Raw genomic sequence first — 16,346 nt, forward strand, 5'->3', positions numbered from 1 at the left:
AAATAAAAAATTTTTTATAACATAAAATGTTACTATAATAGTTTAATTAATTTTTTAGATATTATAAATAATTTAATTTAATATGTTTTAAAATACTAATCTATTGAGTATTTTAATTATAATATAAGATATATATATGTTTAAATCATTGTTATATACATTAATATTATTATTCATAGGAGTTAATTCATTAACTTTTGCAAGTAAAATTAAAGATTTAACAAATATTGAAGGTGTACGTGATAATCAACTTATAGGTTATGGTTTAGTAGTTGGTTTAAATGGTACAGGAGATCGTGTTAGTCAAGTTCCTTTTACAATACAAACGTTGAACAATATGTTATCGCAATTAGGAATAAAAATTCCAATCATAAACAATAATTCTCAATTAAAAAATATAGCATCAGTAATTGTAACAGCAAAATTACCTCCTTTTGGACTACAAGGAGAAAAAATAAATGTAATTGTTTCATCTATAGGTAATTCTAGTAGTTTAGAAGGAGGCGTTTTACTAATGACTCCCTTAAAAGGGATAGATAATCAAATTTATGCAATAGCCCAAGGGAAAATATTGATTCAAGAAAATTATTCTTATTCAGAAAAAGATACGATATCTTTCAACAAAAAAAAATTTAATTCTGGTAAAATAATTGATGGAGGTATCATAGAGAGGGAACTAAAAAATAATTTTAATAATAATAATATTATTAAATTACAATTATATAAAGATAATTTTACTTTAGCAAAACAAATTAGCGATAATATTAACTATCGTTACAATAATATCGCAACTGCAATTAATGCTAAAAGTATAGTAATAGATATTAAATCTTTTAAAAATGTCGAAAAAATTAATATTATTTCCAATATTCAGAATATAGATATTCCAAGTTCTCAATCAAAATCTAAAATAATTATTAATTCTAAAATGGGTGCAGTAGTAATAAGTAAATCAATTAAGCTAAATCCATGTTCTATTACCTATAAAAATTTTACCATATTTGTAGATAAATTTAAAAAATATTCTTATCAATCAACTAATTTTAATAGAACTTTAAATAAAAAACATGTAAGTAAAATAAATACTAATGCTACACTGTCTAACATAATACATACTTTAAATTTATTTGGTATTAAACCACATGAACTAATATCAATTTTAGAAACAATGAAATTAGCTAATTGTTTATCTACTAAAATAGAGACATTTCATGAAAACTAATTCTATACTTAACTATAATCAAAAAAATAATTTTGAAAAAAATAATTTGATAGTAAACAATATAAATCAAGAAAAAAAAATATATACGAATAAATTATCTCAAGCAGTAGAAAGTATTTTTATAAATATTCTCATTAAAACTATGAGAAAATCTTTATTACAATCAAATATTTTTAATAATGATCAAGTTCATTTATATACTGAAATATACGATGAACAAATATCTAAAACATTAAGTACTAAAGGAATTGGATTATCTAAAATTATTCAAAAACAAATTAATGTTTTTAAAAACAGTTAAATTTTGTGTTTAAAAAAATATAGAAGCATATGTTTGATGACATTAAAAAAATAAATTATATTTATAGATTTAGTTATATTATAATTAAACTATTTTTACTACAATATTTTCATATATTTGCAAGAGGAGAATAATTTTTTTTACAATCCTCTTGCTAAAAATAATTATTATTAATTTCATGAAATAATTTTTTTTGTTTATACTTAATAATTTAAATTATATACGATATGTTCATTTATTGTTTTTATTATGTACAAAATATAGTTTTTTATTAATTTCATTTATATTAAAAAATTTACTTAAATTATTAATAATTTTTATTTTTATAAATGTGCTTAAATATATTTATGTACCATATATTTTTATATTAATACATGGATAATTTATTACAATAATTAAAATATTATATTATTTGCATAAATAGAATGTTTAAAGCATAACATAAAATATGTTAAATATATTTAAAAATTACTTAATTTAAAGCATATTTACTAAATATCATGTAGAATATAAAATAAAAAAAATGTTTTTAAAATAGTTATTAATTAATTACAATATTTTTTGTATTAATCTTAATTGATAGATAGATATATGGTTATACATACAATTTTATTACGAATTTTAAATATAATAATTTTTGTATAGAAATTATTTTTTAAAAAAATGATCAGTTTTTGTAAAATTTTATCACAAAAATAAAGTTTCTAATAATTTTTTGAAATATGTTTTTTAAAAAATTGTTTATCATAACATATTTTTTTAAAAAATATATCTTTTTATTAACAAAATTTACTTTACTAATATTAAAAAAATAATTTTCTTTCTTTATACATGAATTAGGAAAATGGTAGTTTATAAAATTGTTTTTTTTATTTTTACTAATGGATAAAATAGAATAAAATGGAATTTTAAATTTTTTATTAGGAATAATAATTGCTTTTTTACCTTTTTGTTTATTTTCAATATTACTAATATCCTTTCTTTTTTCATTAAGTAAATAACAAGCTATATCTATTGGAACTATAGCATGTACTTCACTTATATCATCTTTAATTACTTCTATTTCTATTAACCTTAAAATATATAATGATAAAGATTTTTTATTTCTAATTTTTCCAATACCATAACATTGAGAACACAATTGGTAATTTGATTCATATAAAGAATAATTTAATCTTTGCCTAGATAATTCTAATAATCCAAATTGAGAAATAGAACTGATTTGAACACGAGCTCGGTCTTTTTTTACAAATTTTTTTAGTACGTCTTCAACAATTTTTTGATTTTTTAAAAGTATCATATCAATAAAATCAATGACAATTAATCCACTTAAATTTCTTAATCTTAATTGTCTGGAAATTTCTTTAACAGCTTCTAAATTTGTATTTAACGCTGTTTCTTCAATATTTATACCTTTGGTAGACTGTGATGAGTCAACGTCTATAGCAGTTAATGCTTCTGTATGATCTATAATTATAACTCCTCCGGAGGATAATTTAATTTCTCTTTGAAATGCTAAATTAATTTGAGATTCTACCTGAAAATAAGAGAACAGAGGAATATTTCCTGTATATAATTTTATTTTATTAATAAAATCTGATCTTCCTAATATTTTCATATGTTTACGAGCTAAAGTTAACGATTTTTGATCATCTATTAAAATTTCACTAATATCGCATTTTAAATAGTCTCTAAAAGATCGAGAAATTAAATCATTTTCTTGATATATTAAACATGGAGCTGGTTTACTATTAGCTATTTTTTTTATGTTGTTCCAATGTTTTATACAAAAACTTAAATCCCATTGCAAAGATTCAGTAGATTTACCTAATCCAGCTGTTCTTATTATAATACCCATTTTTTTTGGAAAATTTAAAGTAGACAAAATGTATTTAACTTCAACTCTATCTGAACCTAATATTTTTTTAGAAATACCTTTCGTACCTGGATTATTAGGCATAAGAATTAAATAACTTCCTACTAAACATACATAAGTGGTTAGTAAAGCTCCTTTTTTACCTCTTTCTTCTTTATCTACTTGTACAATTAACTCTTGTCCTTCTTTTAAAACATCTTTTATTTTTAAAGTAGAGTTATCTGAAAATGTATTAGAAAAATATTTACTACAAATTTCTTTTAGAGGAAGAAAACCATTTTTTTTAGTACCATAATCTATAAAAGCTGCTTCTAAACTAGGTTCTACTTTAGTTACTTTACCTTTATAAATATTTGATTTTTTTTGTTTATGTTTAGTGTGTTCTATATCTAAATCGTATAAATATTCTCCGTCTACTAAAGCTATTCTTAGTTCTTCTTTTTGTGTTGTATTGATTAGCATTCTTTTCATAGTTACATCTCATACTTTTTTTAAAGTATATATTATGATTATAAAATAATTAAATTAAGTAAACTTTTTAAGTTTTTTCATTTTTTAAAAAAAATAACAAAAAAATATTATAATTAATTTCTTTAAGTTTTAACATTATGTAATTAATTAAACATTTATTTTCAATTTTATTAAAAATATATAAATTATTTATGCGTAATTAGATAATAAATAGATTTTATATTTAAAAAATTTGTTATAATTAACATTATTAACTTTTTTATTGATTTAATATTGTATACAATTTCTATAACTTATTATAATTATGATAAAAATGATATTACCATGTATTTTTAAAATTACCAAAGAAATGATCAATCAAAGAATTGACAATTTTCTTATAAAAAAATTTAAAAACGTTCCTAAGAGTATGATATATCGTATTATACGTGTAGGTAAAGTACAGATAAACAAAGAAAAAATTAAACCTAGTTATAAATTAAAAATAAATGATAATATATATTTACCATATATAAAAGTTCAAGATAAAATTAGTATAAAAAAAAACATCCCTGTAAAAATAAAAAATTTATTAATTAAAAATATTTTATATGAAGATAAATATTTGTTAGTTATTAATAAACCATCAGGTATAGCTGTACATGGAGGTAGTGGATTAAGTTTTGGAATTATAGAAATTTTTAGACAATTGATTCCTTCGAACAACAATTTAGAATTAGTGCATCGTTTAGATAAAGATACTTCAGGCATACTAATTTTATCTAAAAAAGCAAATATTTTAAAATCACTTCATGCACAACTTAGGGATAAAAAAATAAAAAAAAATTACTTAGCATTAGTACATGGAAAGTGGCCTTTAGAAATTAAAAAAGTCGAATTTCCTTTATTAAAAAATAATAAACGTATAGTTTCTATAAATGCAAATGGAAAACCTTCTAAAACTTGTTTTAAAATCCAACGTGTATATTCTTCCTCTACATTAATTGCTATTCAACCAATTACTGGAAGAACTCATCAAATTAGAGTACATACATTATCTACAGGCCATCCTATAATTTTTGACAATCGTTATGGTAATAAATTACTTGATAATAAAATAAAGATATCTACTGAAAAAAAACTTCTTTTACATGCAAATAACATTAATTTTGTTCACCCTCACAATCAAAAAAAAATATGTATTAATGCTCCTTTAGAAAAACATTTTCTCAGATATATAAACGAATTAAAATAATATGTAGAAACATAACAATTTATTAAAAAATCTTTAATAATAAAAATGTAAAGTAACTTATGAACTAATATTTATATATTTAATATAACTGTTAGTAACTATTTATTTACTTATAAATATTATAAGTAGTATACAATAATTGTATAACTATTTTATGTAATTTTTAGTAATATTTTTTATATAATTTTTTTATGATATATAATATAATGTTTATATAAATAAATGTTAATTTTTTAAATTACATTAAGGAAATTTTTTATATGGCAGTACAAAAAAATAAACCATCTAGATCTAAAAGAGGTATGAGAAGATCCCACGATAAATGCTTTCAAGCATTATTGTCTATAGATAAATGTTCAGGAGAAAAACATATTAGACATAATATTACTAAAAAGGGATTTTATAGAGGTAAAAAATATGTGTTTTATAATGTATAATAACTATAATTAAAATATACATTAATATTATTAATATATGTTTTAATATTTTAACCAAAAAAATATTTTAAATATATTTAAATTTTTTATATATATTTCAATATTTTGATGGGTTATATTTTATTTTTAATAAAATTTGTAAAAAATAGTTAACTACAAACATTTAAGCATATTTATAAAATATCATTCTTATAAGTAGATTTTATATATTTTATATTTTAATATTAAATAGAGTTTAATATGTCATTTGCTATATTATTTCAAGGATATACATTTAAAAAAAAAATAACAAACAATTTAAATTATTCAAATTCTATAATAAAAACAACTTTTGAACAAGCATCTGAACATATTAAATATAATTTATTACATCATATTAAGAATCATGTAATAAATTTTGTACATTTAAAATACTACACTCAGGCAATGATATTAACTAATGCAGTAGCTATATATAAATATTGGCAATCTTTAAAAAAAAATGTTCCAAAATTTATGGCTGGTCATAGTATAGGAGAGTACGCAGCGCTTGTATGTTCTAATGTTATTACTTTATTAGATGCATTAACATTAGTAATGTTAAGAGAAAAATTAATGTATGACGTTAATCGCAAAGAATCAGGTGCAATGGAAATGATTATTGGATTACATGAAAATAAAATACAAGATATTATAAATAATTACTTATTTAAAAACCAAGTAAACATTGCTTGTATTAATCCAAATAATTGCATAGTAATTTCAGGTAATAGTAATAAAGTACAACAAGTTATATTAAAATGTAAAAAAAATGGAGCATTATATACGATAAAATTTCCTTATAATATTATGTCGCATTGTTATCTCATGAAAACTACTGCAAGTAAATTATTAAATACTTTACATTCAATTAACTTTAAACGACCTACTTGTCGTATAGTAAATAATGTTGATGTAAAGTGTGAATATTTAAAAAAAAATATTTGTAGTGCTTTAGTACGACAAATGTATAAAACAGTACTTTGGAAACAATCTATTGAGTATATAATTAACAAAAATGTTTCTACATTATTACAAATTGGTTCTAATAGTAGATCAAGAAATATATATACACAAACTACAAAAATATCTGTCATTCCCTTAAATAATATAAACAATATACATAAAGCATTAAAAATTATTTAACAACAAAATATGAATATAAACAATAAGATAGCTTTAGTTACAGGGGCGAATAGAGGAATAGGAAAATATATATCTAAAAAATTAGCTAAAAATGGAGCAATTGTAATTGGTACATCTACTTCTTTAACAGGAGTAAATCAAATTAATAAATTTTTAAATAATAAGTGTCAAGGTATGATTTTAGATATAACAGATTCTAATGCTATAAAATATACTGTTAAAACAATACACAACAAATTTGAACATATAGATATTTTAGTTAACAATGCTGGAATTATAAAAGATAATATATTGTTAAAAATGCCTTTTAAAGATTGGATAAATGTATTAAATACTAATTTAACTTCTATTTTTAATATAACTAAAAGTGTTATAAAAAAAATGGTCTTACAAAAAAAAGGACGAATTATTACAATAGGATCTGTTATAGGAGATATAGGGAATTACGGACAAACAAATTATTCTGCATCAAAGTCAGGAATTATAGGATTTAATAAATCTCTAGCTTTAGAAGTTGCATCCAGAGGTATAACAGTTAATATTGTATCTCCAGGATTTATTAACAATGGTATGACTAAAAAAATTAAAAATTTAAAAAAAATTATGTCTAAAATTCCAATGCTTAGATTTGGAACAGCAGAAGATGTTGCTAATGCTGTATTATTTTTGGCTTCAGACTACTCTTCTTATATTACTGGAGAAACTTTACATGTTAACGGTGGATTATTTATGAAATAAAAAATCAAAGATAGATTATTTTAAAATAATTATTAAAAATATGTATTATTATTGTTATTTTTTTTTAAAAAAAAATAATATTGATTGTAAATATTAAGAGAAATTTTTAAATGAATAATGTAGAAAAGAAAATTAAATTAATCATTTCAAAACAATTAGGAATTAATAAGAATAAAATTCTTAATTCGTTTTATTTTTCTGAAGATTTAGGAGTAGACTCTTTAGATCTCATAGAATTAATTATGGCTATAGAAAAAAAATTTAATATTGAAATTCCAGATGAAATTATTGAAAAAATTAATTCAGTAGGAAAAATCATAAAATACGTGTGCAAATTAACTTTAAAAAAATAAAAAAATATTTTTTTAATAATATTTTTTTTAATAAATTAATTAATATTTATAGTAGTTATACAATTAACATATATATGATCTTTTACAATTTTTAAAGTTATTTAAAAAATAAATATTATTTAATATGGTAAGCATACATAAAAAATTATGTGATTTGAATATATATGTATTAACTATTATAATTAAACAAATTTTATTAATAAACTATAATAATGAAAAACAAATTTATTGTACTAGAAGGTATTGAAGGTGCAGGAAAAACTGAAGCTTGTTTATTTATAAAAAAAATTTTAAAAAAAATTAATATTACAAACGTTGTCGCAGTACGAGAACCAGGGAGTACACTTGTATCCGAAGAAATAAGAAAATTAATTAAATATAATAACACTTTAACTAAAAAAGCAGAACTATTATTATTTTATGCATCAAGAGTCCAGTTAGTTGAAACAGTTATTAAACCAGCATTAATGCAAGGAAATTGGATTATTAGTGATAGGTATGATTTATCTTCTTTAGCATATCAAGGTGGTGGTTTAGATATTAATCAACATTTAATTATTAGCTTAAGAAAAATGTTTTTAAATGATTGTAAGCCAGATTTAACTATTTATTTGGATGTTACTCCTAAAATAGGGCTAGAAAGAATTCGTGTTAGGAAAAATTTAGATAAAATAGAAAAAAAATCTTTGAATTTTTTTGTAAAAGTTCGAAATAGTTATTTAAAATTAGCTGCTTCAGATTCTGATATTATCACTATTGATGCTACATTTAACAAAAACGTTGTAAAAAAAGAAATCAAAAATCAATTATATCAATGGATAAATAAACAATGTTTGTAATACAATATCCTTGGTTAAAAATTCATTTAAAAAAAATTGTTCACCAATATAACAATAAAACATTGCACCATACTATTTTAATAAATTCTCCGTTTGGTATGGGTATTAAATGTTTAATGCATAATATATGCCATTATTTTTTATGTAAGAGTAAATTATCTTTAAATAATTGTAGTAAATGTACAAATAATTTTAGTTTTAATTTAAATTATCGTCCAGATTGGTATACTGTTGGATCTAAAAATAATTCTAAACAAGTTGGAATCGACGAAATAAGATATGTTATAGAAAATATTTATCTTACTTCAAGTCAATACGGACCTAAATTGATATGGATTATGAATATTAATAATTTAACTGAATCATCTATCAATTGTTTGCTTAAAAGTATAGAAGAACCACCTGAAAATACTTTTTTTTTTATAAGAACAAGTCTTTATCATAAAGTACCTGTAACTTTGCGTAGTCGTTGTATGTTATGGAATATTAAACCACCACAAAAAGAAGAAAGTTTAAAATGGTTACGTGAAAATACTGGAGTATCTATTGAAAAATGTAAAATAGCTTTACATCTATGTGATGGCATACCAATTTTTTCAAAAAATATTTTAAGTTCATTAGTATGGAACTTAAGAAAAAATTTTTTTGAAATATTAAGTTTTTCGATTAATGAAAATAATTTATTATTATTACAATCTATTTTAAATCAAAAAAAAATTAATTTATTAGTTGATTGGATAATTGTATTATTTGTTGATATTTTAAAATATCAAAAAAAAATGTTTTATTATATCCAAAATTTAGATCAAAAGAAAATTATTGAAAATTTTTCAAAAAAATTTTCTTATGAAGATATAAATAATAGTATTATTTTATGGTTGAACTGTAAAAAAAAAATAAATAATCATCCAGAAATTAGTGTTGAACTATTAATTTTAAAAACACTTATGCAATGGGAAAAGATATTGAACATGAAAATTTACATTTAATTATTTAAAAGGTTTTAAATTATGTTTTTAGTAGATTCTCATTGTCACATTGATCAGTTAAATTACAATACAATTCATCAAAGTATAAATGATGTATTTAAAAAATCAATTTCTAATTATGTTAAATTAATATTAAACGTTTCTACTTCTGTTGAAAATTTCTGTAATATGTATAAATTAATAGGCAACCGAGAGAACGTAAAATATTCTTGTGGTATTCATCCCTTGGAAAATAATAATTGTTATAATTATAATCAATTATATGCATTATGTAGTAAGAAAATAGTAATAGCAATAGGAGAAACTGGATTAGATTATTTTAACAATATTGTATCTAAAAAATCACAAATTTGTTTATTTAAAAAACAAATACAGATTAGTATCTTATTAAATAAACCTATTATAATACATACCAGAAACTCTATTAAAGATGTTATTAACATATTAAAAGATTCAGATTCGAGTAAATGTGTTGGATTAATACATTCTTTTACAGAAAATTTAAATGCATTAAAAAAATTATTAGATTTAGGATTTTATATTTCGTTATCAGGAATAATAACTTTTAAAAATTCAAACAATTTAAGATCAATTATAAAATACATACCATTAGATCGACTGTTATTAGAAACAGATTCACCTTATTTATCCCCTATTCCATATAGAGGAACAGAAAATCAACCCGCTTATTTATATGTTTTAGCAAACTATATTTCTAAATTATTAAATATAGATATCTCCAAAATTGCTGTAATTACAACAAATAATTTTAAAAAATTGTTTAACTTAAATTTTAAAACTTATTGAATTATAGTTCGAATAAATTAATTAAATTATTAATAATTTTACTTTCGAATTACTGTATTACTATTATTTAACATTATGTTATATATCAACTTACAAATATTTTCAAAATTTTAATATATGAAAAAGTATAAATATATATTAATTAACGTATATATATTAAATATTTAGATTAATAAAAACATTTTAATTAAATTTATAAAAACAATTTATTTAATTAAATGATAAATTACTTTTAAAACTAAAAAAAATATAATCAAGGAATATGGATCATGTTTAAAAGTACATTTTCTAATTTTCAAAAAATAGGTAAATCACTAATGTTACCGATTTCAGTATTACCTATAGCTGGTATTTTATTAGGTATAGGCTCTGCAAATTTTAAAATCATTCCTAAAACAATTTCTTGTATTATGTCTGAAGCAGGTGGATCTGTTTTTACAAATATGCCTTTAATTTTTGCTATTGGAATTGCTTTAGGATTTACTAAAAATGATGGAGTAGCAGCTTTGGCTACTGTAGTAGCTTATAATATAATGACTAGTACTTTATTAATGGTATCTTCTATATTATTACATTTACCTTTAGTAGAAATACAACAAAAACATGTCATTGACACTGGTATTTTGGGAGGTATATTAACTGGAGCAGTTTCAGCATATATGTTTAACATTTTTCATCGTATTCAATTGCCTGAATATTTAGGATTCTTCACTGGTAAACGATTTATACCAATAGTTTCTGGATTATCAGCTATTTTATTAGGTATACTTTTAGCATTAATATGGCCACCTATTGGTAATATTATCAAACGATTTTCTGAATGGGCTGCATATCATAACCCTATTTTAGCTTTTGGATTATATGGTGTTATAGAACGAGCATTAGTACCTTGTGGATTACATCATATATGGAACGTTCCTTTTCAAATGCAAATAGGAGAGTACAGTAACAATTTAGGTCAAATATTTCATGGAGATATAGCAAGATATATGGCAGGCGATTCTACTGCTGGGAAACTTTCTGGAGGATTTTTATTTAAAATGTATGGTCTTCCAGGAGCAGCTTTAGCGATATGGCAATCTGCTAAAGATGAAAATAAAAAAAAAGTAGGGGGTATGATGATTTCTGCTGCATTAACAGCTTTTCTGACAGGAATTACAGAACCTATTGAATTTTCTTTCATACTGGTTGCTCCTATACTATATATTATACATTCATTATTAGCAGGATTATCATTTCCTATTTGTATTTTATTAAATATGAGATCTGGTACTAGTTTTTCTCATGGTTTTATAGATTTTATGATATTAAGCGGTAACAGTAATCATGTATGGTTATTTCCAATAGTTGGTATATTATATGGTATTGTTTATTATATTATATTTTATACTTTAATAATTAAATTAAATCTTATGACTCCTGGAAGGGAAATACAAACATTTTCACAAGTCATTAAAACGAATAAAGAAATAGCATATGAGACGATATTAGCTTTAGGTGGTAAAGAAAATATTACTAACATAGACGCATGTATTACTAGGTTACGTATTACAGTAGTTGACACATCTAAAGTGCAACAAATAAAATTAAAAAAATTAGGAGCTATGGCAGTAGTTATTTCAGGGTTAGGAATTCAAGTTGTTTTTGGCACTAAATCTGATGATATTAAAATTAATATAGATAAATATTTAAATAATTAAAACGTAAGATAACATTATTTTATACCTAAAAATATAGTAAACATAAAAAATGTTCGGGTGGGAATATAATAACTCACCCAAAAAATTTATTGTTTTATTTTATATATAATAATGTTTTTAAATTAGTTAAATAAAAAATATTTTAAAAATAGGATTCAATACATGAACAATAAAATTATTTTTGAAAAAATAATACAAAAAAAGACATCAAAAAATATCATATATCAAGATAAACAAGTAACTGCATTTTATGACATTAAACCACAAGCTTTAGTTCATTTTTTAGTTATACCTAATATATATATTTCTTCATTAAACGAAATTACTAAAAAAAATAAAGATATTGTTGGATATATGATGTATATAGCTATTAAAATTGCTAAACAATTAAAAATATCAGATTCAGGATATAGAATTGTTGTGAATTGCAATAAAAATGCAGGTCAAGAAATCAAGTATTTACATATACATGTATTGGGAGGAGAAAAATTAAATAATATAAATTAAATTTGTAATCTATAAGATTAAAAAATGAAAAAAATTTTAAATTTAGTTAAAGTTATTACTAAAAAAAAAATAATTATATGTTATAAATATTGCGTTTGCGTATTAATTTTAATAAATGTTATTTTTTTATCTAGATGTCAAATTTCTAATAATGTACAAAATAAAGTAAATATGTTTCACGTTAAATCTAACAAAAATAAATATTTGAATACAGAAAATAAAAAAATAAATATTTTTTTAAATAAGATAATAATACAAGCATTACAAAATGCGCATATTTCTTTTTATGAAAACAAATTGTTAATAGATATTGTTTATAATAATAAAAATTATTTATATAATAGAAAAAATGATTTAGAAAACGTAAGGAAAATGATAAATAAATATTTTAAATTTATTAAAATAATAAAAATTTCTGAAATAGATGATGTACTAAAAAAATTTAAATTAACATTAAATAGTAATAGTTTATCTAAAGATAAAGTTTTATTAATAGCTAAATATATGAATGTTAGATACATACTATTTAATAATGTTATTAAAAATTTAGAACATATTTTGATAAATACAGAATTAGTAACTGTGGATGATAAAGAAATTATTTATAATAAATTGCAATTTTTTAATATAAAGAGATCAAATTACTAAATTTAATAGTAATTTGATCTCTTTATATTAAAAAATTTGTTTAATACAGAAAATATTTTTTATTTGCAAAATAATATGATACATTCAAAATTTTAAATATATTAAGTACATAATATATTACTACAATAATTTTTTTATTTACAGTAATGGTTAACTGATACAATTTATATTATATTTAAAAAAATATATTTTATTAATTAATAAAATAATTCATATACTTTATTAAAAGTAGTTAGTTTATAAAATATTTAAAAATTTTTTAATATTTAAAATTATTAATTAATAATTTTTAAAAATAATATTGAAAATGTAATTACTAAAATAATTTAATGTTGTATAGATAATATCTACTTATTATAGATATGAAAATTTTATATAAAACAAATAACACTTAGTTCAATGTGTAAGAATATTTACAAATATTTTACTGATAATATACCTATATATTACAAAAAATTTATTTTAATTATTTATAAAACTATAAATAAAATTAATAACATGTTAAATACAAAAAATATAATTAAATATGCGTTAGAATTAAGTATATATATTTATATATCAATTTTTATTTTAATAAATTAATAGTGGTTATACTCTTGTATTAAATTAGTTATTTCTTTTTATAAACTATAAAACAGTAAGTGATTTAATGTGTCATATAAATTTTAACTGAAAATTTTACTAACATTAATTAATTTTGATTAAAAAATATTACTAACATAAGAGTACATAACTATTCTAAAATACTTATTAATATTGTATTTAAATAGTAATTTATTAATTATTATGTTTAATTAAACTTTTTTAATTTTTTTAAAATATATTTATATATTTATGTATTTAAAAAATTTAATTAAAAATTTGAATTGTTTACTGTTCTAGGAAAAGGAATCATATCTTTAACATTATTTAATCCTGTAATATAACATAAAAATCTCTCAAAACCTAATCCAAATCCAGAATGAGGTACAGTTCCATATTTTCTAATATCTCTATACCACCAATAATCTTTAATATTTAGTTGGCACTCTAATAATCTTTGATCTAATTGTTTTAAACGTTCTTCTCTTTGTGAACCTCCTATTATTTCTCCCATTTTAGGAACTAAAATATCCATTGCTGCTACCGTTTTTTCGTCTTTATTTAATCGCATATAAAATGCTTTAAGCTCTTTAGGGTAATTTTTTATAATTATCGGCTGCAAAAAATAAATTTCTAAAAAAAAACGTTCATGTTCAGTTGAAATATCCATACCCCATATAACAGGTTCTTTAAAATGATTATTAAACTTTTTTAAAATGCGTATAGCTTCATCATATTCTATTTCAATAAATTTATTTTCAATAAAATTTGATAAACGTTTAATAATTGTATTATCAATATTTTTTTCAAGAAATTCAATATCTAAAAAACATGAATCTAATACTTTTTTTACAGTATATTTTAATATATTTTGAGCTAATAAAATAATATCTTCTAAACTAGAAAAAGCTTGTTCTATTTCACACATCCAAAATTCTGATAAATGACGAGTTGTATTAGATGACTCAGCTCGAAAAGTTGGTCCAAATGTATATACTTTAGATACAGCACAAGCATATGTTTCTAAAGTCAATTGTCCTGAAACAGTTAAAAATGTTTTTTTTCCAAAAAAATTTTTAGTATTGTCTGTAACATTTTTTTTATAGTAAGATGAATTAACAGAATTTAAAGTAGAAACATAAAACATATTTCCAGCACCTTCTGCATTTAATTCAGTTATAATTGGAGTAGGAACCCAAGCAAAATCATTTAAATAAAGAAAATTACGTAGGTAATGTGCAAAACAATTACGAATTCTAATGATTACTCCAAAGATATTTGTACGAGGTCTTAAATGAGATACTTCTCTTAAATATTCTAAAGTATGTTTTTTAGAAGATATTGGGTATTTATTTGAATTTTTAATCCATCCAATAACTTTTATTTTATTTGCTTGTACTTCGTATTTTTGTTTAGTTCCTTTTGAATAAACTAATATACCATGTACTAAAATAGAACAACCTGTAGTTAAAAATAATAATTCTTTGAAATAATTCTTTACAGATGAATCTACTATTACTTGTAACGATTTGACGCATGAACCATCATAAACATCGATGAAAGAAAATCCCATTTTAGAATTTCTCTTATTTTTTACCCAGCCATATATATTAACTTCAGTATTGACTTTAATTTTTTCATCAAAAATTTTTTTTATAGACATTACTATTATGTTTTATCCTTTAAAATGAACGATTGAACAATTAAGTAATTAATAGATTTAATATTAAAAATATGTTTTATTAAAAATATTTTTTTAATTTTATTAAAAATTGTTTTTAAATTATGTTTATAACATTTTTTATATAAAAAAATGTTATAAACAATTGACATTATTTTTCATATTATGAAAAATAATTAATTTAATGATATTGTATAATTATTATTAATAATAACATTATTTATATAATAAAATGAAAAATTAAGTTAAATAAGTATTAAAGTATTTAAAATCATAAAAACGTAATATATTTTACTTTATAATTAAATAATTATTATTATATATAATACTATATTATATAGTACCTATATAATATAGTATTATGAAATTAAATTTAATTAATTTTTTATATTTTATATTTAAAATCAATAATCCGATGTTTTTAAAAAATAACGTTATCGATATATATATTAATGTGATAGTGTTTTTTATTTAAAATCAATTAGTGTAATTTATATATTATTGCTAAATATGTAGAACACATAATTATTTATAAAATTAATTATAAAAAGTATATATATTATTAATATATTAATGTATTATTGCATAATATATAATATATAAAGTAAATATTTTTTTAAACTATTCTTTTTAAAATTATTTTAGACATAAACAAAAAAATTTTTTATACACTTAATTAGTTAATTTATAGAAATATTTATTTTATAATAAAAAATTATAATATTATTATTAATAATTATGAAATTAATGATTATAAGATATTTTTTTAAAAAAAATGAAAATAAACATTTTTTTAA

The 16,346-nt window shown here is 20.1% G+C and carries 15 protein-coding genes; 13 read left to right on the top strand and 2 right to left on the bottom strand.

Going from position 1 to position 16,346, the window contains the following annotated elements:
- Window positions 1-136 precede the first annotated feature (136 nt).
- On the top strand, window positions 137-1,222 hold the full coding sequence (gene flgI, locus BUCNMO_RS01405) for a flagellar basal body P-ring protein FlgI (protein WP_158344930.1): 1,086 nt from the start codon (window positions 137-139) through the stop codon (window positions 1,220-1,222).
- Window positions 1,212-1,523 carry a rod-binding protein gene (locus BUCNMO_RS01410; RefSeq protein WP_158344932.1) on the top strand — a complete coding sequence of 104 codons (312 nt, stop codon included), beginning with the start codon at window positions 1,212-1,214 and terminating at the stop codon, window positions 1,521-1,523. Before flgI ends, BUCNMO_RS01410 begins: the two co-directional genes overlap by 11 nt.
- 667 nt (window positions 1,524-2,190) lie before the next feature.
- On the opposite strand, the gene BUCNMO_RS01415 is transcribed toward BUCNMO_RS01410, so the two are convergent.
- Complete coding sequence (locus BUCNMO_RS01415; protein WP_158344934.1) at window positions 2,191-3,870, bottom strand: Rne/Rng family ribonuclease; 1,680 nt, start codon at window positions 3,868-3,870, stop codon at window positions 2,191-2,193.
- A gap of 304 nt (window positions 3,871-4,174) precedes the next feature.
- Between BUCNMO_RS01415 and BUCNMO_RS01420 the strand changes: the two genes are divergently transcribed.
- The 11 genes from BUCNMO_RS01420 to BUCNMO_RS01470 all read left to right on the top strand — a co-directional run bounded on the left by BUCNMO_RS01420 (window position 4,175) and on the right by BUCNMO_RS01470 (window position 13,286).
- Entirely contained in the window at window positions 4,175-5,104 is a 930-nt protein-coding gene (locus BUCNMO_RS01420) for an RluA family pseudouridine synthase (protein ID WP_158344936.1), read from the top strand.
- A gap of 260 nt (window positions 5,105-5,364) precedes the next feature.
- The gene (gene rpmF, locus BUCNMO_RS01425; protein ID WP_158344938.1) at window positions 5,365-5,541 is read left to right on the top strand and encodes a 50S ribosomal protein L32; all 177 of its coding nucleotides are present in this window, start codon (window positions 5,365-5,367) and stop codon (window positions 5,539-5,541) included.
- A 240-nt stretch (window positions 5,542-5,781) separates the two neighbouring features.
- Window positions 5,782-6,705: an ACP S-malonyltransferase gene (locus BUCNMO_RS01430; protein ID WP_158344940.1), complete on the top strand. Its 924-nt coding sequence runs from the start codon at window positions 5,782-5,784 to the stop codon at window positions 6,703-6,705.
- A gap of 9 nt (window positions 6,706-6,714) precedes the next feature.
- The gene (locus tag BUCNMO_RS01435) at window positions 6,715-7,443 is read left to right on the top strand and encodes a beta-ketoacyl-ACP reductase (protein WP_158344942.1); all 729 of its coding nucleotides are present in this window, start codon (window positions 6,715-6,717) and stop codon (window positions 7,441-7,443) included.
- A gap of 110 nt (window positions 7,444-7,553) precedes the next feature.
- Window positions 7,554-7,796, top strand: coding sequence for an acyl carrier protein (acpP, locus tag BUCNMO_RS01440; RefSeq protein WP_158344943.1), 243 nt, complete (start codon window positions 7,554-7,556; stop codon window positions 7,794-7,796).
- Between the two features lie 209 nt (window positions 7,797-8,005).
- Window positions 8,006-8,635: a dTMP kinase gene (gene tmk / locus BUCNMO_RS01445; RefSeq protein WP_193554155.1), complete on the top strand. Its 630-nt coding sequence runs from the start codon at window positions 8,006-8,008 to the stop codon at window positions 8,633-8,635.
- Window positions 8,626-9,624: a DNA polymerase III subunit delta' C-terminal domain-containing protein gene (locus BUCNMO_RS01450; protein ID WP_158344947.1), complete on the top strand. Its 999-nt coding sequence runs from the start codon at window positions 8,626-8,628 to the stop codon at window positions 9,622-9,624. The genes tmk and BUCNMO_RS01450 overlap by 10 nt, the downstream gene beginning before the upstream one ends.
- A 21-nt stretch (window positions 9,625-9,645) precedes the next feature.
- Window positions 9,646-10,431 (top strand): YchF/TatD family DNA exonuclease, encoded by a 786-nt coding sequence (locus tag BUCNMO_RS01455; RefSeq protein WP_158344949.1) that lies wholly within the window; start codon window positions 9,646-9,648, stop codon window positions 10,429-10,431.
- Between the two features lie 269 nt (window positions 10,432-10,700).
- Complete coding sequence (ptsG, locus tag BUCNMO_RS01460) at window positions 10,701-12,131, top strand: PTS glucose transporter subunit IIBC (RefSeq protein ID WP_158344951.1); 1,431 nt, start codon at window positions 10,701-10,703, stop codon at window positions 12,129-12,131.
- Between the two features lie 162 nt (window positions 12,132-12,293).
- Window positions 12,294-12,638, top strand: coding sequence for a histidine triad nucleotide-binding protein (locus BUCNMO_RS01465; RefSeq protein ID WP_158344952.1), 345 nt, complete (start codon window positions 12,294-12,296; stop codon window positions 12,636-12,638).
- 24 nt (window positions 12,639-12,662) lie between these two features.
- The gene (locus BUCNMO_RS01470; RefSeq protein WP_158344954.1) at window positions 12,663-13,286 is read left to right on the top strand and encodes a hypothetical protein; all 624 of its coding nucleotides are present in this window, start codon (window positions 12,663-12,665) and stop codon (window positions 13,284-13,286) included.
- A gap of 853 nt (window positions 13,287-14,139) precedes the next feature.
- On the opposite strand, the gene asnS is transcribed toward BUCNMO_RS01470, so the two are convergent.
- Window positions 14,140-15,540 (bottom strand): asparagine--tRNA ligase, encoded by a 1,401-nt coding sequence (asnS, locus tag BUCNMO_RS01475; protein ID WP_158344956.1) that lies wholly within the window; start codon window positions 15,538-15,540, stop codon window positions 14,140-14,142.
- Between the last annotated feature and the right edge of the window lie 806 nt (window positions 15,541-16,346).

Source organism: Buchnera aphidicola (Nipponaphis monzeni) (assembly GCF_006741185.1).
GTDB lineage: Bacteria > Pseudomonadota > Gammaproteobacteria > Enterobacterales > Enterobacteriaceae > Buchnera_H > Buchnera_H aphidicola_T.

Bases quoted from the DNA above. Each gene is read 5' to 3' on its own strand.
- flgI (WP_158344930.1), top strand. From the start codon at position 137: ATGTTTAAATCATTGTTATATACATTAATATTATTATTCATAGGAGTT.
- BUCNMO_RS01410 (WP_158344932.1), top strand. From the start codon at position 1,212: ATGAAAACTAATTCTATACTTAACTATAATCAAAAAAATAATTTTGAA.
- BUCNMO_RS01415 (WP_158344934.1), bottom strand. From the start codon at position 3,870: ATGAAAAGAATGCTAATCAATACAACACAAAAAGAAGAACTAAGAATA.
- BUCNMO_RS01420 (WP_158344936.1), top strand. From the start codon at position 4,175: ATGATAAAAATGATATTACCATGTATTTTTAAAATTACCAAAGAAATG.
- rpmF (WP_158344938.1), top strand. From the start codon at position 5,365: ATGGCAGTACAAAAAAATAAACCATCTAGATCTAAAAGAGGTATGAGA.
- BUCNMO_RS01430 (WP_158344940.1), top strand. From the start codon at position 5,782: ATGTCATTTGCTATATTATTTCAAGGATATACATTTAAAAAAAAAATA.
- BUCNMO_RS01435 (WP_158344942.1), top strand. From the start codon at position 6,715: ATGAATATAAACAATAAGATAGCTTTAGTTACAGGGGCGAATAGAGGA.
- acpP (WP_158344943.1), top strand. From the start codon at position 7,554: ATGAATAATGTAGAAAAGAAAATTAAATTAATCATTTCAAAACAATTA.
- BUCNMO_RS01450 (WP_158344947.1), top strand. From the start codon at position 8,626: ATGTTTGTAATACAATATCCTTGGTTAAAAATTCATTTAAAAAAAATT.
- BUCNMO_RS01455 (WP_158344949.1), top strand. From the start codon at position 9,646: ATGTTTTTAGTAGATTCTCATTGTCACATTGATCAGTTAAATTACAAT.
- ptsG (WP_158344951.1), top strand. From the start codon at position 10,701: ATGTTTAAAAGTACATTTTCTAATTTTCAAAAAATAGGTAAATCACTA.
- BUCNMO_RS01465 (WP_158344952.1), top strand. From the start codon at position 12,294: ATGAACAATAAAATTATTTTTGAAAAAATAATACAAAAAAAGACATCA.
- BUCNMO_RS01470 (WP_158344954.1), top strand. From the start codon at position 12,663: ATGAAAAAAATTTTAAATTTAGTTAAAGTTATTACTAAAAAAAAAATA.